This is a genomic window from Synechococcus sp. UW105, from assembly GCF_900473935.1.
Classification (GTDB): Bacteria; Cyanobacteriota; Cyanobacteriia; order PCC-6307; family Cyanobiaceae; genus Synechococcus_C.
In genome coordinates this window covers 1-24913 of the sequence record NZ_UCNN01000002.1, presented here as the reverse complement: position 1 = coordinate 24913, position 24913 = coordinate 1, and the positions used below count along the sequence as shown (strand labels likewise).

General features: G+C 57.4%; 31 protein-coding genes. 13 read left to right on the top strand and 18 right to left on the bottom strand.

The window, feature by feature from the left end:
* The first annotated feature begins 202 nt into the window (after positions 1-202).
* Both DXY16_RS00660 and DXY16_RS00655 read left to right on the top strand, forming a co-directional pair.
* A complete protein-coding gene (locus DXY16_RS00660; protein WP_115118543.1) occupies positions 203-1231 on the top strand; it encodes a ThiF family adenylyltransferase in 1029 nt (342 codons plus the stop codon).
* Positions 1228-2226 carry a S66 peptidase family protein gene (locus DXY16_RS00655; protein ID WP_170953770.1) on the top strand — a complete coding sequence of 333 codons (999 nt, stop codon included), beginning with the start codon at positions 1228-1230 and terminating at the stop codon, positions 2224-2226. Before DXY16_RS00660 ends, DXY16_RS00655 begins: the two co-directional genes overlap by 4 nt.
* 101 nt (positions 2227-2327) lie before the next feature.
* On the opposite strand, the gene DXY16_RS14235 is transcribed toward DXY16_RS00655, so the two are convergent.
* Both DXY16_RS14235 and DXY16_RS00650 read right to left on the bottom strand, forming a co-directional pair.
* Positions 2328-3128, bottom strand: a complete 801-nt coding sequence (locus DXY16_RS14235) for a hypothetical protein (protein ID WP_137006990.1) — start codon at positions 3126-3128, stop codon at positions 2328-2330.
* Between the two features lie 23 nt (positions 3129-3151).
* Positions 3152-3613: a hypothetical protein gene (locus tag DXY16_RS00650; RefSeq protein ID WP_115118539.1), complete on the bottom strand. Its 462-nt coding sequence runs from the start codon at positions 3611-3613 to the stop codon at positions 3152-3154.
* A 673-nt stretch (positions 3614-4286) separates the two neighbouring features.
* Between DXY16_RS00650 and DXY16_RS15225 the strand changes: the two genes are divergently transcribed.
* Complete coding sequence (locus tag DXY16_RS15225) at positions 4287-4418, top strand: hypothetical protein (RefSeq protein ID WP_256359578.1); 132 nt, start codon at positions 4287-4289, stop codon at positions 4416-4418.
* A 22-nt stretch (positions 4419-4440) separates the two neighbouring features.
* Here the strand turns inward: DXY16_RS15225 and DXY16_RS00645 are convergent, their stop codons facing one another.
* Entirely contained in the window at positions 4441-4674 is a 234-nt protein-coding gene (locus tag DXY16_RS00645; RefSeq protein WP_115019845.1) for a hypothetical protein, read from the bottom strand.
* Positions 4675-4797: 123 nt separating this feature from the next.
* Between DXY16_RS00645 and DXY16_RS00640 the strand changes: the two genes are divergently transcribed.
* Positions 4798-5217, top strand: coding sequence for a DUF2721 domain-containing protein (locus tag DXY16_RS00640; protein WP_115019914.1), 420 nt, complete (start codon positions 4798-4800; stop codon positions 5215-5217).
* Positions 5218-5253: 36 nt separating this feature from the next.
* Here DXY16_RS00640 and DXY16_RS00635 read toward each other — a convergent pair whose 3' ends face one another.
* Positions 5254-6660 (bottom strand): sodium-dependent transporter, encoded by a 1407-nt coding sequence (locus DXY16_RS00635; RefSeq protein ID WP_115118537.1) that lies wholly within the window; start codon positions 6658-6660, stop codon positions 5254-5256.
* Positions 6661-6737: 77 nt separating this feature from the next.
* On the opposite strand from DXY16_RS00635, the gene DXY16_RS00630 reads away from it, so the two are divergent.
* Positions 6738-7985 (top strand): 1-deoxy-D-xylulose-5-phosphate reductoisomerase, encoded by a 1248-nt coding sequence (locus DXY16_RS00630; RefSeq protein WP_115118553.1) that lies wholly within the window; start codon positions 6738-6740, stop codon positions 7983-7985.
* On the top strand, positions 7982-8362 hold the full coding sequence (locus DXY16_RS00625; RefSeq protein WP_115118535.1) for a ferredoxin: 381 nt from the start codon (positions 7982-7984) through the stop codon (positions 8360-8362). Before DXY16_RS00630 ends, DXY16_RS00625 begins: the two co-directional genes overlap by 4 nt.
* On the opposite strand, the gene DXY16_RS00620 is transcribed toward DXY16_RS00625, so the two are convergent.
* From DXY16_RS00620 to DXY16_RS00600, 5 genes are read right to left on the bottom strand one after another with little or no spacing between them, the layout of a single operon-like run.
* Entirely contained in the window at positions 8337-8522 is a 186-nt protein-coding gene (locus DXY16_RS00620; RefSeq protein WP_115118533.1) for a hypothetical protein, read from the bottom strand. The two genes, DXY16_RS00625 and DXY16_RS00620, sit on opposite strands and share 26 nt — an antisense overlap.
* Before the next feature lie 29 nt (positions 8523-8551).
* Entirely contained in the window at positions 8552-9691 is a 1140-nt protein-coding gene (locus DXY16_RS00615) for a YheT family hydrolase (protein ID WP_244281469.1), read from the bottom strand.
* 10 nt (positions 9692-9701) lie between these two features.
* The gene (locus DXY16_RS00610; RefSeq protein WP_115118529.1) at positions 9702-11123 is read right to left on the bottom strand and encodes an NAD(P)(+) transhydrogenase (Re/Si-specific) subunit beta; all 1422 of its coding nucleotides are present in this window, start codon (positions 11121-11123) and stop codon (positions 9702-9704) included.
* Positions 11123-11428 (bottom strand): NAD(P) transhydrogenase subunit alpha, encoded by a 306-nt coding sequence (locus tag DXY16_RS00605; RefSeq protein WP_115118527.1) that lies wholly within the window; start codon positions 11426-11428, stop codon positions 11123-11125. The genes DXY16_RS00610 and DXY16_RS00605 overlap by 1 nt, the downstream gene beginning before the upstream one ends.
* A complete protein-coding gene (locus tag DXY16_RS00600) occupies positions 11428-12573 on the bottom strand; it encodes a Re/Si-specific NAD(P)(+) transhydrogenase subunit alpha (RefSeq protein WP_115118525.1) in 1146 nt (381 codons plus the stop codon). Before DXY16_RS00600 ends, DXY16_RS00605 begins: the two co-directional genes overlap by 1 nt.
* A gap of 118 nt (positions 12574-12691) precedes the next feature.
* On the opposite strand from DXY16_RS00600, the gene DXY16_RS00595 reads away from it, so the two are divergent.
* On the top strand, positions 12692-13270 hold the full coding sequence (locus tag DXY16_RS00595; protein ID WP_115019912.1) for an EF-1 guanine nucleotide exchange domain-containing protein: 579 nt from the start codon (positions 12692-12694) through the stop codon (positions 13268-13270).
* A gap of 19 nt (positions 13271-13289) precedes the next feature.
* Here the strand turns inward: DXY16_RS00595 and DXY16_RS14495 are convergent, their stop codons facing one another.
* On the bottom strand, positions 13290-13466 hold the full coding sequence (locus tag DXY16_RS14495; RefSeq protein ID WP_170953768.1) for a hypothetical protein: 177 nt from the start codon (positions 13464-13466) through the stop codon (positions 13290-13292).
* Positions 13467-13526: 60 nt separating this feature from the next.
* Between DXY16_RS14495 and DXY16_RS00590 the strand changes: the two genes are divergently transcribed.
* The 3 genes from DXY16_RS00590 to trxB all read left to right on the top strand — a co-directional run bounded on the left by DXY16_RS00590 (position 13527) and on the right by trxB (position 16906).
* Positions 13527-15011, top strand: a complete 1485-nt coding sequence (locus DXY16_RS00590) for a DEAD/DEAH box helicase (protein WP_244281468.1) — start codon at positions 13527-13529, stop codon at positions 15009-15011.
* Positions 15012-15107: 96 nt separating this feature from the next.
* Positions 15108-15353: a hypothetical protein gene (locus DXY16_RS00585; protein ID WP_115019837.1), complete on the top strand. Its 246-nt coding sequence runs from the start codon at positions 15108-15110 to the stop codon at positions 15351-15353.
* 149 nt (positions 15354-15502) lie between these two features.
* A complete protein-coding gene (gene trxB / locus DXY16_RS00580; protein WP_115118523.1) occupies positions 15503-16906 on the top strand; it encodes a thioredoxin-disulfide reductase in 1404 nt (467 codons plus the stop codon).
* A 70-nt stretch (positions 16907-16976) separates the two neighbouring features.
* On the opposite strand, the gene infA is transcribed toward trxB, so the two are convergent.
* On the bottom strand, positions 16977-17246 hold the full coding sequence (gene infA / locus DXY16_RS00575) for a translation initiation factor IF-1 (RefSeq protein ID WP_115118521.1): 270 nt from the start codon (positions 17244-17246) through the stop codon (positions 16977-16979).
* 317 nt (positions 17247-17563) lie between these two features.
* Between infA and DXY16_RS00570 the strand changes: the two genes are divergently transcribed.
* Complete coding sequence (locus DXY16_RS00570; RefSeq protein ID WP_115118520.1) at positions 17564-18217, top strand: pseudouridine synthase; 654 nt, start codon at positions 17564-17566, stop codon at positions 18215-18217.
* Here DXY16_RS00570 and DXY16_RS00565 read toward each other — a convergent pair.
* From DXY16_RS00565 to DXY16_RS00545, 5 genes are all read right to left on the bottom strand, one after another.
* The gene (locus DXY16_RS00565) at positions 18171-18968 is read right to left on the bottom strand and encodes a methyltransferase domain-containing protein (RefSeq protein WP_115118518.1); all 798 of its coding nucleotides are present in this window, start codon (positions 18966-18968) and stop codon (positions 18171-18173) included. The two genes, DXY16_RS00570 and DXY16_RS00565, sit on opposite strands and share 47 nt — an antisense overlap.
* A 65-nt stretch (positions 18969-19033) precedes the next feature.
* The gene (locus DXY16_RS00560; protein ID WP_115019910.1) at positions 19034-19249 is read right to left on the bottom strand and encodes a hypothetical protein; all 216 of its coding nucleotides are present in this window, start codon (positions 19247-19249) and stop codon (positions 19034-19036) included.
* 235 nt (positions 19250-19484) lie between these two features.
* Positions 19485-20447, bottom strand: coding sequence for an NAD(P)H-binding protein (locus DXY16_RS00555; protein WP_115118516.1), 963 nt, complete (start codon positions 20445-20447; stop codon positions 19485-19487).
* Positions 20448-20508: 61 nt separating this feature from the next.
* The gene (gene petM / locus DXY16_RS00550) at positions 20509-20607 is read right to left on the bottom strand and encodes a cytochrome b6-f complex subunit PetM (RefSeq protein WP_115019832.1); all 99 of its coding nucleotides are present in this window, start codon (positions 20605-20607) and stop codon (positions 20509-20511) included.
* A 28-nt stretch (positions 20608-20635) separates the two neighbouring features.
* The gene (locus DXY16_RS00545; protein WP_115118549.1) at positions 20636-21868 is read right to left on the bottom strand and encodes a N2,N2-dimethylguanosine tRNA methyltransferase; all 1233 of its coding nucleotides are present in this window, start codon (positions 21866-21868) and stop codon (positions 20636-20638) included.
* On the opposite strand from DXY16_RS00545, the gene DXY16_RS00540 reads away from it, so the two are divergent.
* Entirely contained in the window at positions 21815-22825 is a 1011-nt protein-coding gene (locus DXY16_RS00540) for an alpha/beta fold hydrolase (protein ID WP_115118547.1), read from the top strand. The genes DXY16_RS00545 and DXY16_RS00540 overlap by 54 nt on opposite strands.
* A complete protein-coding gene (gene ilvN / locus DXY16_RS00535; RefSeq protein WP_115019830.1) occupies positions 22822-23352 on the top strand; it encodes an acetolactate synthase small subunit in 531 nt (176 codons plus the stop codon). The genes DXY16_RS00540 and ilvN overlap by 4 nt, the downstream gene beginning before the upstream one ends.
* Before the next feature lie 45 nt (positions 23353-23397).
* Here the strand turns inward: ilvN and DXY16_RS00530 are convergent, their stop codons facing one another.
* Together DXY16_RS00530 and DXY16_RS00525 are read right to left on the bottom strand one after the other, a co-directional pair.
* Positions 23398-24090 carry a peptidylprolyl isomerase gene (locus tag DXY16_RS00530; protein ID WP_115118514.1) on the bottom strand — a complete coding sequence of 231 codons (693 nt, stop codon included), beginning with the start codon at positions 24088-24090 and terminating at the stop codon, positions 23398-23400.
* A gap of 4 nt (positions 24091-24094) precedes the next feature.
* On the bottom strand, positions 24095-24631 hold the full coding sequence (locus DXY16_RS00525) for a photosystem I assembly protein Ycf4 (protein ID WP_115118545.1): 537 nt from the start codon (positions 24629-24631) through the stop codon (positions 24095-24097).
* Positions 24632-24913 lie beyond the last annotated feature (282 nt).

Below are 24913 nucleotides of genomic sequence, written 5' to 3'. Positions count from 1 at the left end.
CACAGCTCATTGAGCTTGATCATCTTCTTCCTTAAACACTCAGGCCATCCTTAAAGAGCCTAAAGGAACAACAGCAACCATGCCAAAATTCAGATTAAGGCCTCCAACCAATCCAGACAAGCAAGCTAGAGTTTAAAAGACAACCAAGCCACAATCCCTACCCAAATTTACCCACCCAATTTTCCAAAACCGAGTCACCAAGATGGATAAAATTCAAATCAAACGGTCAATTTCAATTCAACTCTCGCCATCCGGGAAAATTCAATTTTGGATGGCACCACCACGCGCATTTACACTCGAAGAGCCACCAGAATTTCTCGCAGAGTTATGCAGAATACTCAACCAGCCGACGAGCCTAGAAGATCTTTGCTCACGCCTCAAAAACACCACATCAGACGCCTCCATCGAAAACATCATCCAATGCGTCAAAGAGCTATATGACTATGGAGTCATCGAAGAAACAGAAAGCAGCCAAGCAACCTCACGTTACGATCGACACGAACTATATTATGACATCTTCGGAAAGTCCAAAGAGGATTATTCAGTCCTTAAAAACAAGAAAGTTGGATTAATTGGTGCTGGGGGCATAGGGTCTTCTGTTGCGATGCTTTTGGCGGCAGCAGGTGTTGGTACCATCAAGCTGATGGACGATGACCTACTGGAAGAGACAAACCTCCCTAGAGTTGTGCTACTAGAAGAAGCTGATGTTGGCCTGCCAAAGGTACAACAAATACAAAAGCGATTAATGGATAGAAATAGTTCCTGCAAAATATCGCTTCAAGAGAGCAAGATTAAAAGCCATGAGGAGATAGTAGAGTTTTTGGGGGACTGCGATGCATGGGTTTTGTCCGCAGACAGCCCGCCAAAAACAATATGTTCTTGGACTAATCAGGCAGCCCTAAAATGCAAAGTTCCTTTCATAACTGCAGGCTACGCAGAGATCAATGGCCTCATTGGTCCATTCATTATTCCTGGCCAAACAGCCTGTCATTTTTGCAGACTCGAAGAAGACAAGACAACTGACAGAATCCAGCTTAATTCAAGACTTCAAGCCACGTCATACGGCCCACTCAATACCATTGTAGCTTCAATGGCAACAAACGAAGTAATTCGCTATCTTCTGGGGCTTGAGGTGGAAACAGCCGGAAAACAAATCATTCTAGATTCATCATCCTACAAGACGGTCGAAAAATCAATATCGATTCATCCTGAATGTGAATGCCAACAATGACCATGAAATTAATTTTCCCCGAAAAACTCAATCACGGCGATACCGTTTGCGTAATTTCTCCATCTAAATCCATCCAAACAATCGGCAAAGGGTCAACAGGTCAATACACGCTTAACAAAGCACGTGAAAACATAAACAATATGGGGCTCACAGTTATCTCTTCTACCGAAACCCAGGAAGTCGACATTTTTGGATGCTTACCCTTAAATAAGCGGCTTGAAGAGATTCATTCAGCATTTAGTAATCCATCCATAAAATGTATTTTGACCGCAATTGGTGGTTTTCATGCAAATCAGCTTATTCCTTATCTGGACTACGAGTTGATCAGAAATAATCCCAAAATTTTCTGCGGTTATTCCGATATCACATTACTCTCTGCGGCTATTCTCAAAAAAAGTGGGCTAGTCACTTATAGTGGGCCACACTATTCTACTTTTGGAATGGATAAGGGTCTAAACTACACAATTCAGGAGTTCCAAAAATGTCTTTTTCAGAAAGATCCATGGACAATTACAGCCAGCGGCTTCTGGAGCGAAGATGAATGGTTTTTAAATCAAGAAGATCGTATATTTAAACAAAATAAACCTATTACTTGTATTCAAGAGGGGACTGCAGAAGGTTCTATTATTGCAGGTAATTTAACCACACTCCATCTTCTGCAAGGAACCGAATACATGCCTGAAATGAATGACGTGATCTTGATACTTGAAGACCTTCGTAGTGCTAACGAAATAACAAGAACATTAGTTTCACTCCTTTATTCCAAGGACACAGGGAACATCAAAGGATTAATCTTTGGCAGAAGCCCTTCGAGTTCGAAATTAGACACCAGAACAATCAAGCACATCTTGGAAATAGTGCAACTTAAAAACATTCCAATCGCCTTTGGCATTGATATTGGTCATACAACCCCACACACAACAATTCCATTTGGCGGCTTTGGAAAATTAATCTGCGACCAGAATGGTGTACAATTAACGATTATAAAACATTAGGATCAGAAGACTCAACACTTCCAACGAAGCGATAGCAAGCTCACCCCATATTTGCAATCAACAAGAGAGTAATAGCTAAATTTAGAATTTAATTTCGTAATTTAAATTCTCCCAGAGCTTCTTAGGATTTCAAAAATCAAAGCGGGAAAAAATCCCCATAAATGCCAAAAAGATATCCTAATGAAGGCATATGTTGCCATATGGAATAAAAATGCGGATATTGACAAATATACAAAACCATTTGGTATAAACAACAAGACTGGTACAAATAACTCAAAAATAATTGTTCCTGTTCCTGCCATACGCCGGGGGAAAGGACGCGAAAGTATTAACTTGCCCAAAGAAGAACCACGCATGAGAAGTATTAAATGTAGAGACTCTGCATTGTGAGCCCAGGCCACACCTCCATGTATCAGCTTTGCGAGACCTGAAAAGAAATAAATCAAGCCAATTTGTATAAATATAACTTGATAAACTGTAGTGAATACCTCTGGGCTGGCCGGCATCGCCGGAAATTCCAAATAACGAAGGCTTTCAAGCAAAATACAGCAAATTCCTATAAAGTGCAGATGAAAAAAGTTTGGCCATACTTCAGGAGTTAGATTTGCAAAATAACAATCTAAAAAAAGAAATCCTATTACCAACAACGTGACAGTAATTGCGGGATAAACACCAATAAAAACTAAAATACAAGAACCTATTAAAAATGCTCTTGCAACAGGGTAAAACTGAACCAATGAAAATATTTTCGCCTCTTCCTTAAATGAAGAATCCGACAACATGATAGGCTCTATACTGGGTAAAAATATTCCATATTCCCTGGATGCGACTAAAGCTAAAATAGTAAAGGCTAAAACCTTGCTAATTAAATTTGATTGGAAAAACATTTGATAAGAGAGCATAGCACAACAAAGAATGGCGAACTTTAAGAGCGGTACTCACAAAAGAAGTGGGTTTTAGAAATCACATCCTCTATTGTAGAATTTTTTGTAAGTCTTTCTTCTTTTATCAGGTCAAGCTCTGCTATGTATATTTTAAATGCTATGAACTTATTATTCTCGGAGCACGCAACCGATTTGTTGATTTCATCAAATTTGGTCCATGGCTGATAATTCAATCGATGCAAAAGGTCTCTAGAAAATTGCTCAATATTTTCAGAATTGGCCTTACTTGTGTAAATATTAAGCAATACCCTTTGTGCTCTAAAGAATGCAACAGGAATCACATCTCCTGGCAAAACAAGACACTTATTGCCATTTTCACGGTAGAGCACAACGACCATTCTTTTAATTAATCCTTTGTATTTATGAGCAAACATATTTTGGGCCACAAAAGGCCACTTGTTAACATTAAAAATTACGCAATAGAGCTGGATCAGTACAGACACGCATAATGCTGTCACCAGAACACTTGAAATATGCATAGCTCCTTAAAGCCGCATGTAAAATAATATTGTCAAAATTTTGGGGTACTCGGCAGAAACTCCCGATTTTCTTTCAGCCTTTTATAAAGATCTCTTCATGAACTAGAGATTTTGATTTCATATAAAAGAAATCAGATAACCAACTGTCAATTGAATTTGCTTGCCATCCCTTGCCTCACGAAATCATTAAGCATTAATAAATGATCAAGACAGCTTCCTCGGATTCATAAACTGGATTTTATTGCAGCTCGCCCTGATCCACTATAAAAACGTAGTGAGTTTCGCCCAGAACTTCAAGGGCATCACGGAAAAGACCCTTCACTGAAACACTGAAGGAAACAGCTCAATTAATGCGTCAGCGATGCTTAAGACAGGCAAAAGCATAAAACCAAGAGAGAGATCTGCAGCCTCAACATCATTTGCGCCTTGAGCAATCAACTAATGACTATAAGAGAAATAATTGACCTGATGAAAACATGTATTCTTCAGCCGCTGAGCGAACAGAGCAATCATCTTTGAATTTAGGGTTGCTAACGCAGAGAAAGCGTGCAACCAGGATCACCTCGACTTCGCCCGCTTGCAGAGATCCAAGACCGACAAATTCAGCTCACGGCTACACATGAGGTGATGCATAAGCTTGCGAACCAGCCTCGACAGGAGCGATCATTCAGAACTAGCCGAAGCCGACCGCATCCGCGCTGCTCTCACCGCACAGGGCATCGAACTCATCGACAAGCCTGGTGAGATCACAGAGTGGAGGCGGGCTTGATCCTGGGCAGCGAGCAGAAGGGTCAGCGCTGCTGATCCTTCATCATCACTTCGATCTTGCGAATCCGTTCAAGAGTGGTGGACCACACCTCGAGTCGAAAACGGTCTTCAGCCAGATCGGTCGACGTGCCGCTCTCAACCATCTCGCGTAACGCCTTGACCTTGGCCTCGAGATCTTCACGCTGCTCGAATGCATCCCAGAGCTGACGCTCGAGCTTGGCCCTCTCGATGAAATTCCAACGCTTCAGCCAGAACATCCGTAGCAGCGTGTGATCGCACCCTGTCTACCTGACTTGAAGCATGAAAAGCTCTGACCGCGTCCCTAAGGTCTGATTCAGCCGACGGTCATGCCGTCCACCTGGCTTGTTTTTGCCATCACCATGCAACCCGAAAGCCTGTCCAAGGCGATTCAGCTCTCGGTAGCACCAGTGTTCCTGCTGGCCGGCATCGGCGCCTTGATGAACGTGCTCTCAGGCCGACTGGCCCGGATCGTTGACACCACCAAACAGGTTCGTCTGCAGCATGAAAAGGGAGAAGCCGAGGGCATGGATGCTCGAACTCGGCGCATCTATCGGCAGCGCATGCAGCTCACGATCCGAGCCATCGGGCTGCTCACTGCCACCACCCTGCTGATCGCCGCTGTAGTGGCAACGATGTTCCTGAGCGTCGTCTTTCAGCTCAACCTCACCGCGGTGGTGGTGCCTCTCTTCATCGGCGCGATGATTCTGCTGATGCTGGCCTCGTTGTGCTTTCTGAGAGAAGTGCAGCTGTCGGCCATGCTGCTGCAGACCTTGATCTGAGCAGCCAGCTGAACACGGATGGGGATCGACTCAGACTCAACCGCCGTGGGCTGAGCCAAAAGCGCAAACCATCCAGGAGACCGGCAACCAAGATGGAAGAACCGGGCAAAGCCCTGAAGACCACTGACCAAGCAGATCCCAGAGGCTGATCACCAGGCCCACGGCAATCACCAGCGGTGACACCCAGCGCAAACTAAATAGCAACACGTGGCGCAGGTCCGAAGGGGTCCCGGACTGGGAGAGATCCTCGCGAAAACGGGCGGGAGCGCGCCAACCCATCAGCAAAGAGATCAACAAACCGCCCACGATCAGCAACACGCCGCCAAAGACATCGCTCATGAAATCGAGCGCTGGTCCGTAAGTCGCCGAGGGAAGACCCAGAACAAAGATCACTGTTGCGGCAACGGTGACCGCCCGACGACGCGTCCAACCCAGACGATCCACCAACGACGCCACGGGGACCTCCAGCAGAGAAACCGAGGATGTGATCGCCGCCAGGTAAGCCAGGAAGAAGAACAACACCGCCACCACCTGCCCGGTATGTCCGAGCGACGCGAGGCCGGTGGGAATGGAAATAAACAAGGCACCGATGGTGGATTCCCCCACGGTGTTCTGCAACCCAAAACTCATGACCACCGGGAAGGTAACCAGACCGGCGAGCAGGCCGACGGCCGTGTCCATCCCCACCACCGCAACGGCTTCCCGAGGCAGATGGGCACGGCGATCCAAATAAGCCGCGTAAGCCAGGATGCACCCAATGCCCGTGCCAATGGAGAAGAAGGCCTGGTTGAAGGCGTGACGGATCGTGGTCAGGTTGAACAGCTGAGCGCTGTCGAAATTGAGCAGGAAGGTCTGACGACCAGCTGCGGCCCCTTCGAGACCCGACGCCCAGATCGCCAGACCAATCAGCAAGGCGAAGAGCAGCGGCAAGGCCCAACGGGACAGCCGCTCAATCCCGCCTTGCACCCCTGTGCTCACCACCGCAGCGGTGAGCACCAGCGACAGCCCTTGACCGACAAGAACGCTGTTGCCCTTGCTCACACCGGCAAAAAATGTGGAGGCCGCCTCCTGATCGGAAGGAAGACCCACAAAGAGGGCATGGATGAGGGTGTGACCTGTCCAGCCCATCAGCACGGCATAGAAAGCCAGGATGCCGCAGGACGCTGCGATGAAAAGCCATCCGAGGGGTTGCCAACCCTTGCCAGCGGCCGTCACCGGCGCCAGCAGAGGACTGTGACCGGTGCTGCGGCCCAAAGCCATCTCAGCCACCAGCACCGGCAGGCAGACCACCAAAACAATCAGCAGGTACAGCAGCAGAAACGCCCCACCGCCCCCCTGGGAAGCCCTGTAGGCAAATCCCCAGAGATTGCCCAAACCGACGGCACTGCCGGAAGCCGCCAGCACAAACCCCAGGTTCGACCTCCAGTGTTCTCTCACCGCCATCCGCTTTGGGACCCTTTGAGCTGGCTGAAGTTTGCCAGGGTTCGGCATGGGAAACTGAATCCAACCGCCAGATCGACGTGAAAGCCATCAGCGTGCTGGGCTCCACGGGCTCGATCGGCACTCAGACTCTGGAGATCGCCCAGGAGTTCCCAGAACAGTTCAAGGTTGTGGCTCTCACCGCCGGTCGCAATCTGGCCCTTCTGGTTGAACAGATCCGGAACCATCACCCAGAGGTCGTCGCCCTCGCCGATGAAGCTCTGCTTCCAGAGCTTCAGGATCGACTTCGCAGCGCAGACATTCACGGCTCAGCCGCTCCCCAACTGGTCGGAGGAGCCGACGGCCTCAACGTGGCCGCGTCTTGGGATAGCGCCGATCTTGTCGTCACAGGGATCGTTGGCTGCGCTGGCCTGCTGCCGACCCTCGCGGCAATCAGCGCTGGTAAAGACCTCGCTCTTGCCAACAAGGAAACCCTGATCGCCGCCGGACCGGTGGTGCTTCCAGAACTGAAGAAGAGCGGCAGCCGTCTGCTGCCGGCCGATTCGGAACACTCCGCCATCTTCCAGTGCCTGCAAGGCACTCCCTGGGCCGATAACGCTCGCCTCTCCACTGGGGTACCAACCCCGGGCTTACGTCGCATCCAGCTCACCGCCAGTGGCGGAGCCTTCAGAGACTGGAAGGCAGAGGACCTCAAGAAAGCGACCGTGGCCGATGCCACCTCCCACCCCAACTGGAGCATGGGGCGCAAGATCACCGTTGACTCCGCCTCCCTGATGAACAAGGGCCTGGAGGTGATCGAAGCTCACTACCTCTTTGGCCTTGATTACGACCACATTGAAATCGTGATCCACCCCCAGTCGATCATTCACTCCATGATCGAGCTGGCCGATTCCTCCGTGTTGGCGCAGCTGGGCTGGCCCGACATGAAACTGCCGATCCTTTACTGCCTCAGCTGGCCCTCGCGACTGGAAACCCCCTGGCGCAGGCTCGACCTCACCGAGGTAGGACAGCTCGACTTCCGCAAACCCGACCCAGCCAAATACCCCTGCATGCAACTGGCCTACGCCGCCGGACGCGCCGGGGGGACCATGCCTGCCGTGATGAATGCCGCCAACGAAGAAGCAGTCGCCCAGTTCTTAGAAGAGAAGATTCACTTCCTCGATATCCCCGAGGTGATCGAAGCGGCCTGTGAGCGACACAAGAACGACTTGATCAGCCAACCCCAGCTTGAGGATGTGCTGTCTGTTGATCAATGGGCGCGACAGGCAGTGCGTGAACAGGTCGCCCGTGGAACCCGTCACATCCCTGCTGGCGCCTTCGCGGCATGAACGGCGAACCATCGCCGGAACCACGCATCAGCCATCACCTCCTGCTCTGCGCCACGCCCACCAAAGCCAAATGCTGTGACCCCGAACTGGGACTCAAAAGCTGGGATGCCCTCAAGCGGCTGATCCGCGAGCTCGACCTTGAGAATCCCCAACGCCCTGAAGGGATGGTGCTGCGCTCCAAGGTGGATTGCCTGCGCATCTGCGAGCAGGGACCGATCCTGCTGATCTGGCCTGATGGGATCTGGTATCGCGAAGTGACCCCGGAACGGCTTGAAACAATCCTGCGCGAACACGTGGTGCGAGGCAGGCCCTGCCAGCAATGGATGCTCAAGCGCACACCACTCTCAAGCGTCAGGTCTGCTGCTCATCCAGCATGAATTCAGGCGAGAGCAGCTCGCTCTGCAGCAGGGAGAGCAGCACTTCAGCCGATTCAGGCCTGCCATTTTGAATCAGCTCATCGGCGAGGGACAGCATCACATCAGCCTGTTGTTCGGTCATCGGAACAGTGGGGATCGAAGTCCCTTCAGCCTCAACCATGGGCCTGAGGTTCGAGCTGATTCAAGCCATCACCGACCTTGATCCTGCGCACAGCGGCGGCTGAACCATGCGCAGGCCAGCCGATCCGACCAGCAGCCCTGTCTGAGACTGTCGCCAGGGCTATGAAAGCCGTTATGACCGCCCCGGTGGGTGAGCAGCACCCACACCCGATCCAGATCGCCATCTTGGCCTGAGGCCACCAGTGCACTCTGCAGACGCCTGGCGGACTCCGCTGGCACCCAAGGGTCATCCATCGCCTGAAGCAACATCGTGGGCGGCAAGGCCATGGGCTGGTCCAACAGCCTGGGCAAGGGAGAGGCGCCGGCGTAGTAGGCATCCACATCGCGATAACCCCAACGTGGTGCCGTAATCGCGGCATCAAAGGCCCGGATCGTGCGCGGCGGCTCCAGACCAAGAGCCTTCTCCTCATCGGCGCTCACACCGAAGGGGTCGGCGAGGGTCTGTCGCACCAGCCGTTCCAGAAGCCAGCGCTGATAGATCCGATTACGTGGGCGTTCGATCGATGCGCTGCACAGGGCCAGATCAAGGGGACTGCTGGCACAGAACAAACCATCCAGCGCCCCTGGCATCGCCAGGCAGGCATTGAGGAGCATGGTGCCTCCGAGGGAAATACCTGCCCCATAGAGAGGAATTGGGCTGGACTGGCTGGCCTCGCTGGCAAGGTCTGCGGCCAGCTGGCGTGCCCGTTCCAGCACCGGAAGAAGATCACTGTTGCAACAGGCCGCATAGGTCCCACCAGCGAGATCACGTCCGGGATCGGCACCCCGGAGGTTGAGTCGCAGCACGGCGAAGCCTGCCCCCTGCAGGCTGAGTCCAAGCCGACGCAGGCCCTCGCGGCGACTCGAGCCGCCTAGTCCATGCAGGAGAACGACCAGAGCCCTTGGCTGGGAACAGCCCCCATCCACTGGCGCAATGGGACGATCGAAATAGGCCAGCAGCTGACCGGCTTCAGCGGCACCACTGGCCAGAGCAGGAACAGAAATCTGGAGCGGAGCACCGTGATCCGGTGGGAGAGAGACGGGCCGCAAGGTGTCGCGAAGGGTCTGGAGATCGCCCCCCAGCCATGGCCAGCGCTGCTGATACGGAGGAACCCCCAGCTGCTCAAGCAGCCGGGGGTTCTCGATCACGCCGGAGACGTGGTCTGTCACTGGGAAAGACTCACTTCTTGCCGACGCCAAGCTCCTTGAGCTCGCCCAGAAGATCACCCAGTACCTTCTTGGCATCTCCAAACACCATCGAGGTGTTGGCGAGCTCGAACAGATCGTTCTTGATGCCGGAATAGCCGGCGCTCATGCCGCGCTTCACCACGAAGACGGTGCGTGCCTGCTGCACATCCAGCACAGGCATCCCATAGAGCGGCGAGTTTGGATCAGTCTTGGCCTGGGGATTGACCACGTCATTGGCACCGAGCACCAGCACCACATCGGTGGCGGGGAACTCAGGATTGATCACATCCATCTCTTTGAGCTGCTCGTAGGGCACATCAGCCTCCGCCAGCAACACATTCATATGCCCAGGCATCCTGCCGGCCACAGGGTGGATCGCATAGGTCACCTCAATGCCAGCAGCTTCAAGCGAGCGAGTCACTTCTCGCAGGGTGTGCTGGGCCTGGGCAACAGCGAGACCGTAGCCGGGAACAATCACGACACGCTCGGCAGCCTCCAGGGTGAGAGCACATTCCTCCACGCTGCAACTAGTGATGTTGGTGTATTCACCACCGCCACCTCCGGCTACTGCTGAAGCCCCAAGGGCACCACCAAACAACACGGAGACCAGCGAGCGGTTCATGCCGTTGCACATCACCTGCGTGAGGATCAGGCCGGCGGCACCCACCATGGCGCCCGCCACGATCAGCAGCTGACTGCCCACCACAAAACCTGCCGCGGCCGCAGCCACGCCGGAATAGCTGTTCAGCAGCGAAATCACCACGGGCATGTCTGCACCGCCGATCGGCAGGGTGACGCCAATGCCGAGAAGGCTGGAGGCAATCACGAGCAACCAGAGCCCCTGAACACTCATGCCGCCCTTGGCGATCAGATCCACCGCTGCCACCAGGCATGCCACGGCAAGGGCAATGTTGACGAAATGACGGGCCTTGCTCTGCATCCAGGCCGGCGTCGACAGCCAACCCTGAAGCTTGGCCATGGCCACGATCGAACCGGTGAAGGTGATTGCTCCCACGAACACCGAGATCACGATCGACACCACGGCAACCATGCCGCTGGCGCCGAAAGCAGCGGGGAAGAAGGCGGCCGCCAGAGCCACCAGCAACGACGACATGCCACCGCAGCCGTTGAACAGCGCCACGGTCTCCGGCATGGAGGTCATCGGCACGCGCTGGGCCGTGATCGCACCCAGCACACCGCCCACAACGGTGCCACCGATGATCCAGGTCCAAGCGGCTGAACTGATGCCCGTGGTGCCGAGGTAATGAATCAGGAGGCCGAGCACGGCCAAGGCCATCGCGACTGCGGCCAATTGGTTTGCACCCCGGGCGGAACGCACCTTCGACAAACCTTTGATGCCCAGCGCCAGCAAGAGGATGGCGACCAGGTCGATGGCGTATTGAAGAAAGTCCATCAGCGGTTCTCCTTGCGGGCGGGCTTACGGCTGAACATGGCGAGCATGCGATCGGTAACCAGGAAGCCGCCGATCACGTTGAAAAGGGCGAAGCCCAGAGACACCGAACCAAGCACCAGCAGGGGGATGCTTCCATTCGATTTGATGATCGCGGTCAAGGCAGCGAGCACCGTGATTCCAGAGATGGCGTTGGCACCACTCATCAGCGGCGTGTGCAGGGTGGGGGGCACCTTGCCGATCAGTTCCAGGCCCAGGAGGCTGCCAAGCAGCAGAACCCAGAGGGCATTCACAAAGATTGAATCCATCAGTTGGCTCCGGGGGTGAGAACGTCGCCGCGACGGATGCTGCCGTCCTGGGCGATCAGACAACCGGCGATGAGTTCATCCTCGGTATCGAGGCTGAACTGGCCGTCCTTGAACATTGGCTCCAGCAGTGCCAACAGGTTGCGGGCATAAAGAGCACTGGCATGGTTGGGCACCGAGCAGGGCAAATCATTGGCCCCGATCAGCTTCACGCCCTTGCGATCAACCGTCTGGGAGGGCTGGGTGTCAGCGCAGTTACCGCCTTGAGCCACGGCTAGGTCAACCACCACCGACCCCGGGCGCATGCGGTCAAGCATGTCGTCACTAATCAGACGGGGAGCACGGCGACCAGGCACTTGGGCGGTGCAAATGGCCACATCTGCCTCGGCTAACTGATCGGAAAGCTGCTGACGCTGGGCTGCGAGAAAGGCCTCTGAGGCCTGCTTCGCATAGCCACCGGATTCGGCGGGCTTGTCGTCCATCTCAGGGGGCTCAATGAAACGGGCACCCAGGGACTCCACCTGTTCCTTGACGGCAGGGCGAATATCACTCACGAACACCACAGCACCCAGTCGGCGGGCGGTTGCCACCGCCTGCAGACCCGCCACACCGGCACCAAGGATCACCACCTTCGCCGGCTGCACCGTGCCCGCCGCCGTCATCAGCATCGGGAAGTAACGGTCAAGAGCAGCGGCCCCGAGCAGTACAGCCTTATAGCCAGCGATGTTGGCCTGGGAGGAGAGGGCATCAGCAGACTGCGCCCGGCTGATGCGTGGCAGCAGCTCCAGTGCCATGGCTGAAAGGCCACAACTCTTGAGGGATGTGGCCAGCGACTCGTTGCTGTAAGGCGAGAGCAGACCCACCACCAACGCACCGTTGCGCAGCTTGGCTAGGGCCTGTTGCTGAGGGGTCTGGACGCAGAGGAGCAGATCAGCCTGCCCCCAAGCCTGAATATCCCCAACGGCCACCAGCTCGGCCCCGGCCTCTGTATAGGAGGAATCAACAAAACCGGCGGAAGCACCTGCTCCCTGCTCGATGGCAACCGAACAGCCCAGGCCGATGAACTTCTTGATGGTTTCCGGGGATACAGCGACGCGTGTTTCCGCCGCCGCTGTCTCAACAGGGATTAATAGTCTGGGCAAGATCATGACGCCGCCGACCCAAGGGAGATTACGGGGTCGCCGTATCGGTTACCGCAGCTTTCCTGAAGATTGCTTTGTGATCAAGACACCCTGGCTAAGCAAAAAGAGCCCCCTGAGCAATCCCATGGGCCTTAAGGCGATCGAGTGTCCCGATGGCGTCTGCCACAGCCACCACGGTGGCCATGCGGTTGAGCGCACTGCCATGCGTGAGGTTCTCCAAGAGCACGGCCGTGAATGGTGCGAACGCCTGGCTGAACGTATTTATGAGATTTCGGTCGACACGTTTACGCAGACCGTGATGCCGAGCCTGCATGCAGAGGGCTGGCAGCGCCGTCATCTCGATTGGGAATTCAAGCTGGCCGATGAGAATTCCGAGCCAGACCGCACCCTTGTGGACGGCATCATCAACGCCACTGAAAGCTTTCTGCGAAGCAGTGAGGTGCACCGCCTGTTTATCCAAGAACTGGTGGAAGGCACGCTCGAAGAAGCCAGCGATGAGCATCTACAACGCCAGGCTGTGCGTTATCTGATTGATGGTGAACTGCTCAGCCTGCTCAGGGAGAAGAAAGAGGATCTGCTCGATCGTTGCGCCTCCCAACTTCTGGAGAGCGCCGAAGGCGATTTCGAGCAGGCCCGCACAGCAGCAGGCGAAGGCTTGGATGAAGTGCAGAGGCTTCTGACGAATCACAGCGAAGCACTGTGAGGATGAGGAGGTGTGCTGCTCAGAAGAGCGGCATCACCTCCTGCTCCAAGGCTCGGGCCAGACGATTCCGTCCCTGCTGATGGAGGAGCCTGGCGCGGAGGATGAGCGGATCAATGTCACAGTCCAGAGCCAAGCAGTGCTCCAGCAGCTGTGGCTGCTGGGGGCTGGATCCAGGTGTGTAGCGAAGTCTGGCCATGGCGCGAATGGGATCTCACCCGCAGGGCTGATGGCCGGAAGCTAAGGATGCCTGAGCCGTTTGGAATGGTTAGAAAGACTCATCTTTCCGATCAGTCCCATCGCAGCACCGTCGTTCGCTCTCTGCTCCGATGCGGACCAACCCCGCATCCGACCGCGAATCTGGCAACAACAACTGATCCAGCTGCTGCGACGCCGCAGTGATCCAGCCAGTACCAAGGGAAGAGATGTGCTCGTGCATGCCGGCCCCGGGGCAGGAAAAACCCTTGGTGCTCTGCTCGGATTTCAAGCCATGCAGCACGAAGGCCGGCTGTCGCGCTTTGTGGTGTTCTGCCACCGCACCTCGATCCTGCGCCAGTGGCGTGATGCGGCCGCTGGTTTGGGATTAAGCCTTGAAGAGTGGTCAGCCTGCGGCGATGCTGGCCTCTTAGAGCAAGCGGATGGATGGCTGCTCACCTACCAGGCTGCGGCGCGGCAGCTCCCCACTTTGACGGCGGCACTGCAGCACTGGGGTGGACCTGACCTGCTGGCGATCGCCGATGAAGCCCATCACCTCGGCATGGACCCCGACGAACCGGACGGACCCATCTGGGGACGGACCTTTCTGGACCTCAGCCATGGCTGCCGGCTGAGGCTCGGGTTGACAGGCACGCCCTTCCGAGCGGACAACCTGGCCTTCTGCGCAGCCCGGCGCGTGCGCGTGGAAGCCCAAGGGCAACTGGTCGAACAAATCAGCCCCGACTTGTGCGTAGAGCCGCGGCAACTGATTGCCGCCGGAGATGTGCGCCCTCTGGAATTCCACTTCCAGGACGGCTGGGTGGAACACAGCCGAGAAGGGATGCCCGACAGGGATGTGTCACCACTCTCTGCCGAACAACGTGAAAGTTGGCGTGCTCGCAACCTGCGCCGCGCCATCCGGCTGTCTGATTCCAGCAGCATTGCCCTACAGCTGCTGCTGCGCGCGCGCCGACAGCTCGAGCGCGTGCGCCAACAGCATCCCCGGGCGGGTGGTCTTGTGATCGCCCGCGACATTGACCACGCCTCGGCGATCGGGAGGCTGCTGGAGGAGGAGGGCGACAGGGTGGACCTGGTGCATTCTCAGGATCCAGACGCCGCCCAACGGCTCGCCCAATTTCAGGAAGGACAGGCCGACTGGCTTGTCAGCATCGACATGTGCGCTGAAGGATTCGATGCCCCCCGACTGAGGGTGGTGGCCTACCTCACCACCGTGGTGACCCGCAGTCGCTTTGTGCAGGGCATCACGAGGGCGGTTCGCATGTCTTCAGAACGGTCAGCCATCGAAGACATTCCTCGAGACCCCTCCGTCATCTTCGCGCCAGCCGATCCACTGCTGATGAGCTATGCCCGCAGTTGGTCCCTATCGGAGCCCTACCGGATTCGAAGCGATCAACCCGAAGACGACGCCACAGAAACTTCAGGGGGCAGCTGGAGAGGACCAAGCCTGCCCCTGGAAGCAGTGAACGATGGCGCCGGCGAAGTGATCCGTCTCCGCACTCCGGAATTACCCCGTTTCCTGCAGCAATGACGACATCATTCTGCGTAGAAAAATGCGAAGTTCTGCACAATTCAGGCGCGAATGGTCCCCTTGACCTAGCAGCCTGGCCACATCTGGGAGCAGATCATGGACGCAGCCATCGAAAGACGAGTCAGCGTTGCGACCTGCTGGGCAAGCACAAGAATCGCAGTACTCGACAGCGCTGAGCGCTATGAGGACAGTTACGCAATCACCCAGGAATTTCGAGAATGGATCACCTGTATCGGCGATCACCAAGAACTGCTTGAGGAGTCTGTACTTGTAGCGCCTCGAACACCGAGCAAACGCCCCCAGCTCGATCGAGACGCCAGCGACAACACCCTCGAAATCTAAAGCGAACGTTAAATTGCAGATTAATTTTGCTTAAATTCCATCTCAATTCTTGGCGTAATTCCGGTCAACATCCGCCGACACCACAGAGATAATGCAACAGAGGCGGGCCATCAGCCCTAGGCTTAACTCATACCCGTTCCGCCTAAGTCATGATCGCCCCCGGGCAGCTTGGATCCAACACATCCGCTGAGGGTGAGGTCGAAAACCTCGTCATCGTTGGCTCGGGACCAGCCGGCTACACCGCCGCCATTTATGCCGCAAGAGCCAATCTGAGCCCTCTGCTGATCACAGGCTTTCAGCGGGGCGGCATCCCCGGAGGTCAGCTGATGACCACCACCCACGTTGAGAATTTTCCGGGATTCCCGGATGGCGTGCTTGGTCCGGACCTGATGGACTTGATGAAGGCCCAGGCGGAACGCTGGGGAACGCGCCTGGTCGAAGCTGACGCCGACGCCATCGACCTAAACCAAAGACCCTTCCGGCTTCAGTCCGAGGGCCGCACCATCCACGCCCAGGCCCTGATCATTGCCACTGGAGCCAGCGCCAATCGCCTCGGGCTGCCAAGCGAGCAACGATTTTGGAGCAGTGGTATTAGCGCTTGCGCCATTTGTGATGGAGCCACACCCCAATTCCGCAACGCAGAACTGGCAGTGGTTGGTGGCGGTGATTCCGCCTGTGAGGAGGCCGTGTATCTCACCAAGTACGGCAGCCATGTGCACCTGATGGTGCGATCAGATCAACTGAGAGCCAGTGCAGCCATGGCGGATCGGGTTACGGCCAACCCCCAGATCACAGTGCACTGGAACACTGAACTGGTGGATGCCTTCGGAGAGGACTGGTTGACCGGACTCACCATCCGCCACCGCATCAGTGGAGAAGAGAGTCAATTGCCGGTTCGGGGGCTCTTCTATGCCATCGGTCACACCCCCAACACCGATCTGCTGCGAGAACAACTCCAGTGCGACGCCAAGGGTTACCTGATCACCGAACCCGGGCGCCCGGAAACCTCGCTGGAAGGGGTCTATGCCGCTGGCGATGTGGCTGATGGCGAATGGCGACAAGGCATCACCGCAGCAGGCAGCGGCTGCCAGGCAGCCCTCGCGGCCGAGCGTTGGCTCAGCCACCACAACCTGGCCCAACTGGTGAGACGGGACTCGGTGGAACCCAAGCAGGCGGAGACCCCCCAACCGAGTGAAGCCGTTACAGAGGTCACGTATGACCCCAATGCCCTATGGCAAAAGGGCAGCTACGCGCTGCGCAGGCTCTATCACGACAGCGACACGCCACTTCTGGTCGTCTACACCTCACCCAGTTGCGGCCCCTGCCATGTGCTCAAGCCCCAGCTCAAACGAGTTCTCAACGAACTTGGGGGGCAAGCCCAAGGAATTGAGATCGATATCGATGCAGAGCAGGAGATCGCTGAACAAGCCGGAGTGAACGGCACTCCGACGGTGCAACTGTTCAAAGCCAAGGAACTCAGACAACAGTGGCGTGGCGTCAAACAGCGCCACGAGTTCAAAGCAGCCCTCGAACAACTGCTAACGGCACGCTGATCGGATCCAAAACGCCGCCAAACACTTCAGCTTCAGACCCGAAGCGAAGCACAAGTTCGCTCAGCCTGGATCAGCGACGGCGCGGGCCACCTGGACGGTTTCCACCAGGCCGTCCACCTGGGGCTCCGGCATTGCGCTCTCGATAGGTAATCCGACCGCGCGTGAGGTCGTAGGGACTGATCTCCACCAGCACCTTGTCGCCAGCCAGCAGTTTGATCCGGAACTTCGTGAGCTTGCCGGCAGCACGGCACAGACACTGGTGACCTGCGGACTGTTCGAGGGTCACGAGGTAGAACCCGTTGCCCTGCTCCTTTTCAATCACGCCCGAGGTTTCGATCATGCGCCGGCGATTGAGCTCTGTAGTTGAGGACAGTTTAGGTGGCGACCTGCTCGACCACAGGACGGTTGTTTGTCTCTAGGGTCCATGTCGCTGATCGGACCAAATGATTCTGCCGCCTCTCACTCTTGATCTTGGGCTGCTGCTGATTTCGATCGGCGTTGTCAACTTGTGGCGAGCCCGTCAAAGCTCTACCTAGCGTGATGGACGCCCCGTCTGGATTGTGAGCGGGATGGCCTCACTCAAGGCCAGTTGATGACGCCTACTCCTGCCTCTCCGTCATCCCGGGCCATGTCTCTACATCAAGCCAGTGCACGGTGATGGCAGACCAACGCTCCACCCTGCTCCTGCACAAGCCCTACGGCGTTCTCAGTCAATTCACGCCAGAACCCAACAGCCGCTGGGGCTGTCTAGCGGATCTAGTTCCAGTCCCCGATGTGTATGCCGCCGGCCGCCTCGACGCTGACAGCGAGGGCCTGCTGCTCCTCACGAGCAACGGCCGTCTTCAGCATCGGCTCACCTCCCCGCATTTCGGCCACTGGCGGTCCTACTGGGTCCAGGTGGAAGGCGAAGCCAAGCACGAGCATTTGCAGAAGCTGGAACGCGGATTGGTCATTCAGGGAACAATGACCTTGCCCGCCAAGGCAGCACTGCTGGAGCCAGCCCTGAGTCTCGGGGTCACGGAGCGCAATCCCCCCATCCGTTTTCGAGCAAAGATCCCCACCAGCTGGATTGCCCTCTCACTCCGCGAAGGTCGCAACAGACAGGTGCGCAGGATGACAGCGGCGGTGGGCTTACCCACCTTGCGACTGATCCGTACCAGCCTCGACCTGATGGATGGCCAACCAAACTTGAACCTGGAGGGCCTGGCCCCAGGGCAGTGGCGCCGAGTCAGCCCCGACGAGGCAAGGAGACTCAACCGCCTACTCAGCAGCAGGAGCGCCCCGAACCCGGCAAGGCACCAACGAGGGTAACGGCACGGAATTCAATGCCTTCAACCACTTTCCATGGCTGCTCAGACCGGTGGGCATAGGAAACAGCTTCGAATCCCAGTGACTTGAAGTCGTTGAGAAACGCCTGCTCCTCCCAGGCCCCGCTGATACAACCGCTCCACAACTCAGGGTCCTCCTGCAAGGCGAGAGGAACGGGGCGATCACAGACGATATCGCTGATCGCCACTCGACCTGCAGGCCGAAGCACCCTGCGGATGTTGTTGAGCAGGCGCTGACGGGCAGAAGGGTTGACCAGATTGAGCACACAATTACTGAGCACCAGATCCACGCTCGCATCGGCGATCAACGCAGCACCATCCAGCCCTGGTGCATCAAGGGCCTCAATCGCGCCCTCCAGAAAGCTGACGTTGCTGAAGCCGATGCGCTCAGCCACCACAGCGGCCGCACGACGGGAGAGCCCCAACATGTCGCGATTGCGATCCACTCCGATCACGGCACCCTCTGCGCCCACCACCTGGGCACAGATCAAAGCGTTCTTGCCACTGCCACTGCCGAGGTCGAGCACAGTGTCACCAGACGCAACCCAGCGAGTGGGATCACCACAGCCGTAATCACGTTCGACCACCTCAGCGGGGATGACCTTCAACCACTTGGGGTCAAAGGCGACAGGGGTGCAAAGGCAGGCTTCCTGCTCTTGGGCTGCGGCGCCATAGCGGGCTTCAACGGCACTGGTCTGATCCAGAGGCGTCACAGGGCCGCAGCAGCTACTCATCAAGCCAAGTTGATCAATTCGGCACCTATCCAAGCAGGCGACGCTTTCAAGCGACGCCTTCGGGTTCACCCCAAGACATCCTGGAGCTCGCGAACGGTCTGCCACTGGCCGTAGTAGTAGTTGGCAGTGGCCCTGCGGTCAGCATCTTCGAGCCCGTCAAAGGCATCGAAACCGAGCGTGCGCCAGAGCTCATGGCCACAGGATCGGGTCAGCTCGGCCTCCGCCTCACGGTTGAGGTTGTCGAGGCGACGCTGCAGATTCTTGATTTGAGCGACGGACATCGCAAACGACGACGCAGGAGACCCGGCCATCTTACCGAAGAATCAGTACATCTGCACTACAGGACAGGGTGGTCACGGTTGCTCGCGGGTCTGACTGCGCAAGCGGCGAGAGCTCTGGCTTGAATTGACACCAATTGGATTGATCGGAGTCTGGGGCTGCACCACCAGCGAACTTGTCCGGAAGGACAAACTACGCATCGCCCTCGAACAATGCCGAAAGACGTCATGCCTGCGATCAGAAGGGCAGCTTCTTCTTGGCGTCTTTATCGAGATCAGCCTCCATCGCCTTCAGTCGCTTGAGAATCGTCTCGTAGTACTCACGGATGTAGTCCTCCAACGAGGTCGTTTCCGAAGCCTCGAGCCCAAAAGCGCCATAGCTGGCCTCCATCGGCGCATCGAGCCCCTCCGTGCCACCGGTCACCTCTACAAACGCAAGACGCTCTGCCACATTCACAGCCGACTCGAAGAAATTGCAGACGGCTTGCAGCAACTGGATCAAAGCCGGCGGAACCCGAAAAACCCGAGCCGACTTTCCGCTGTAAAGCTCACACAGCTGCACCACTTCACCGGTATTCCAGGCTTTTGGACCGACCACAGGGAAGCTGCAGCGCACGGTTTCAGGACGCTCCAGCGCAGCCACGGCGAAGCGCGCCACATCCTGGGTGTTCATATAGGCGATCGCGGTAGGACTGCCACTCACCCACACGGTCTGACTTTCGAGCACGGGAATGGCGAACTGACCGATCACACCCTGCATAAAGGCTGCGCCCTGCAGGATCGTGTAGTCGAGCTCTGATTGCTCCAAGAGCCTCTCAGTGCAGTATTTGATGTCCATCAAGGGCACCTGACGGTGCTTCTCTGCAGCCAGCAAAGAGAGAAAGACCAAACGCTGAACCCCAGCCTTCTCACAGGCTCGGAACAGGTTGAGCTTGCCGTTCCAGTCCGTCTCGTAAACGCTGCGAGGGTCGTCCGGTCGACTGGTGGCCGCGTCAATCACCGCATCCATGTCCTCGAGGGCGTAATCGAGGCTGGCGGGCTCGAGCAGGTCACCGCGGGTGAGCTCGCAACCCCACTCCTGGAGGAAGGATGCTTTTCGGGGTGTTCGCACCATGCAGCGAACCTGATGGCCTGCATCCAGGGCCTGGCGGGCAATTTGCCTTCCAAGGGTGCCAGTTGCTCCAACCACCAGAACCTGCATAGGGTTCGCTCGCACAAGTGCAGGAGCCTAAAGGGATGACTTGCTGATCGGGAGCTTGGCTTCAGTCACCCTGGAGCTTGAGCAGCAAAGCTCCGCCCACAAGACCAACGGGGATCAGAACCCAAAAGATTGCAGCAGTTCCAAAAATCTCCGCGGCCATGGTGGGGGAAAATCGTTTCAACACCCATTTAACGATCCTTACGGCCGAGATGGCGGCAAACCTGCAACAAGCTGTCGAGAGGAGCATCTGTGCGGAGCTGTCCGGCCATCACCCCGCTGGCGCAGGCCTGATACCCAGACGCTTGCAGCACCCCCACCAGATCGTGGAGAGAGGGAGGGCCCTGGAGCTGTAGTCGTCGGGCTAGTTCAGCCGTCGACCAACAACACACAGGCAGGCCCGGATCGGCTTGCAGACGTTGGAGCAGACGACGCCCTGGCTTCGCCAACGTGTGCTCCAGAGCATCAGCGAGCTCCAATAGCTCGCTGATCACAACAGGCGATTGCAACGGCCCCAGCCAGAGGGGTCCCGTCACAGCCCAACGCCCTTGAGTGCCCTCGCAAGCACAAGACGGCCAACCCTGAAGCCTCAGCAGTGGCTGCACTGCCTGGGCCCCACATCGCGCACAACGGGCAAGCAATCCCAGCTGCTGCTCCTCCCCGTCGGCCAGCCGTCGCCGCATCCGCACCGCCAATCGAAAGGTGCGGCCATCACTGAAACAAGCCAGGGGCTCTAGACCACGGCCCAGCATCCAGGCCTCCCGCGCCAGCACAGCCAGTTGCAAGCGCAGGGCCACCTCCCAACTGGCCGGATGGGTCCGCGCCGCTGCAGCGAACTTACGAACCGCAGCAACCCTGTCATGACCAGTGGGCGAGCGGCCGTCCGTACTGGCTAAAAGCAGCACCCCATCGAACGCAAGCGCTTGCAAGCTGGCCTGCAGCAGCCCATTCGGACAGCCGAAGGCATCCAGATCGATGAGGTCGAAATGATGCTGATCGAGATAGGCACGACGCAACAGCACCTCCGCCGGCTCCTGATGACAGGCGAGGGTGAGACGCGCTGAACGAAGTGGAGCCAGGTTGCGCTGCAGCAGGAGCTGGCGTGCAGCATCGGCATCGTTGACGGTGAGCGTGACCGCTGATGAGGTGCGGATTGCTGGCAGCGCTTCTAGCCCCCAGCGCACGGATCGGATCCCGCAACCCGCCATCAGATCCAGCCATCGACAGGGGCTCTCTCCGCGCTGCCGCAACTGCCAGGCCGCCATCAGCACGGAGAGATCCCGAGAAGGTCGGGACTCCGGCCGGAAGAAGCCGTCACCTAGCTCCAGCTGGGCAGCACCTTCGCGATAGTGAGATGTGTCGTGGCTCAGATGCCCGTGGATGCAACCGCTCTCCAGACTGCCGGGCAGGGGGTGGTGCGCCAAACCGACTGGGGGGAGAGCGCAACTTGGCAGTGGCAGGGCATGCAAAGCCACTGGCGCGTGCACGGCCCTAGGCAGGGTCAGGCACTGGTGCTGCTACATGGATTCGGCGCCAGCAGCGACCACTGGCGGCACAACGCACTTCAGCTCGCTGAGGCGGGGTACCGGGTGTATGGCCTGGATCTGATTGGATTCGGACGCTCCGAACAACCAGGCCACAACCATCGCAGACCTCTCGACAACCGCCTCTGGGCCAGACAGCTCAGTGCCTTTCTCGAACAGGTGGTGGGGGCCGATGCCACCAGGCCGGCGGTGCTGGTCGGCAATTCTCTTGGAGGGCTAACAGCCCTCACCACAGCAGTCCTCCGCCCCGACCTGGTGGCCGCCGTCGTCGCTGCTCCGCTACCGGATCCAGCCCTGATGCAGCCACTGCCACTCCGCAGATCTCGCTTCTGGCGCCGGCTGAGAAAGCCCTTCGTTGTGATGGCGATGCGACTTCTACCGCTAGGAGTGCTGATCCCGCTGATTAGCCGTACCGCACTGCTCCGCCTTGGCCTTCAGGGTGCCTATCACCGCTCGATCCGTACCGACCGTGAGCTGCATCAACTGGTGGCCGCTCCAGCACGGCGCCCCACGGCCGCCCGCGCCCTCCGGGCGATGAGCATTGGCATGGCCCTACGACCGCGTGGGGCGACGGCTCCGGCCCTGATCGAACGCCTCTCCTCCAATCCAGAGGCCATTCCAGTGCTGCTGGTCTGGGGTCGGGAGGATCGTTTTGTCCCTCTAGTGATCGGAGAACAACTGCTGAAGCAATATCCCTGGCTGGACTTGGAGGTGATCGACAACAGCGGCCATTGCCCCCATGACGAAACCCCTGATGCCTTTCATCAGGTCTTGCTGAGCTGGCTGGACCGTAACTTGGAGAGCAAACGTCCGCTGCAAACGAAACGAGGGGAATGAAGCACACCCTGTCCGTGCTGGTGGAGGATGAATCCGGCGCCCTGAGCCGCATCGCCGGTCTGTTCGCCCGTCGTGGCTTCAACATCGACAGCCTGGCGGTCGGTCCGGCCGAGGCCGAGGGGCGCTCGCGACTCACCATGGTGGTGGAAGGAGACGAAAACACCCTCCAGCAGATGACCAAACAGCTCGACAAGCTGGTGAATGTGCTGCAGGTACTGGACCTCTCGCAGATCCCAGCGGTGGAAAGAGAGCTGATGCTTCTCAAAGTGGCAGCACCGCCCGACCAGCGCAGCGCCATCTTGGAACTGGTGCAGGTCTTCCGGGCCAAGGTCGTGGACGTGGCAGACGACGCCCTCACCCTTGAGGTGGTTGGTGACCCAGGCAAGCTTGTGGCTCTGGAGCGACTGATGGCGCCCTATGGCATTCTCGAAATCGCTCGCACCGGCAAGGTGGCCCTGGAACGGGCTTCCGGAGTGAACACCGAACTGCTGAAAGCGGCGATCACGGGTGGGCGTGTTCCCGCCTGAGCCAATGCCCTGGCGGCTGTCGCTATGGCGACAGCCAATGCAAGCTCAAGGTGTGGGTGTGAGCAGGGCCGCCTTGGTGATGCGGTCATCGGCCTGGATGGCATCAACAACCTCCAGCCCTTTCACCACCCGTCCGAAAACGGCGTAGCGACCATCGAGCTCAGGCAAAGGCCTCAGAGCGATGTAGAACTGAGCACTGGCGGAATCCGGTGCCTGCGAGCGGGCCATCGCCAGTGCACCGCGGTCGTGAGCCAGTTCAATCTGTAAGAGATCACTGGGATTACTGGTCACCCGTCCGTAACGGGGTTGCTCTTCCTTTTTGAATTTGACTTCAAGAGGGATGTATCGGGCTTGACCGCTGGCCGGATCAATAAAACTGCCGCTGCCGTAGGCAGCCTTGGCTGTGTTCGGGTCTTTGGACGCAGGGTCTCCACCCTGCACAACGAATGGCGCCGGTTCACGCACGACCCGATGGAAGACCGTTCCGTTGTAAACACCGCGTCGAACGAGGTCGACGAAATTACCCGCTGTCACCGGAGCCGCATCACCATCCAGTTCGAGAGTGATCTCACCACGACTGGTGGTCAGCAGCACAGTGGCCTTGCCCTTAAGGCAGGGACTACTGGCCTGAGCACAACCAACAGGAACAGACGCATTGGTGGCAGGGTTGCAACCCACCAACAAAGGCAGACAAAGGAGAGTGGCCAGACAGCTGGCCCAGAGAGAACGACGCGCCATCAAATCAAAGCCCCTCAAGGTTGACGCCCAGGAAACGGGCCAGCTCGGCGCCGTCCTGCTCAAGCTGTGCCAGAGGGAGAGGCTCACCAACCCGCGTCAGCGGCATGTCGCGACGACCCTGCACACGCAGGGAGATGCGCCGCCGTGGATTCAGACCATCCCGAACCTCCACCTTCACGGCCTTCACATCCTTGAGAGGAATCTCCACACTGAATGGCTTGCGAAAGCCGCGACGGGAAATGGTGACCACCCCTGCCTCACGATCAAACCGGTTACTGCCTGAACCCACGTCAATGGCAATGACCGACCAGAGATACGTTGCCAGCAAGGCAGCGGCCAGGCTGTAGAGCCCCATGACGAGACCCTGAGGCACAAATATCAGGGCTGCAGGATGACCGAGGGGCAGCAGATCCCTACCGAGATAACTGGAGAGAGAAGCCAGCAGAAAGCCGATGCCTCCGATGCTCACCATCAGAGCCACCAGTACGTTGGAGAGTCGGCGGGAACCGAGAACCGGTTGTTCGAGCAGATCGGCAGACATGGATGCCCCTGGGGAGCGCCCATTGTGACCCGCAAGGGGATCAAGCTGATCCCAGCAGGGTCTGGTGAGAGGACAGAAACCTTGAAGCGAGGAAATCCGAAGAAACTCGAAAAACGCGTTTCGATACAACGGATTTCAGCTGATGCCAAACAGCCCCGCGGGTCACGCTGAAATTGTTAAGGTCGCCGGGTATCCCACAGCCTGCGGGAAACCGCACCCGTTCACTACTCATGACGATCGCTGTAGGACGCGCGCCTCAGCGGGGATGGTTCGACGTCCTCG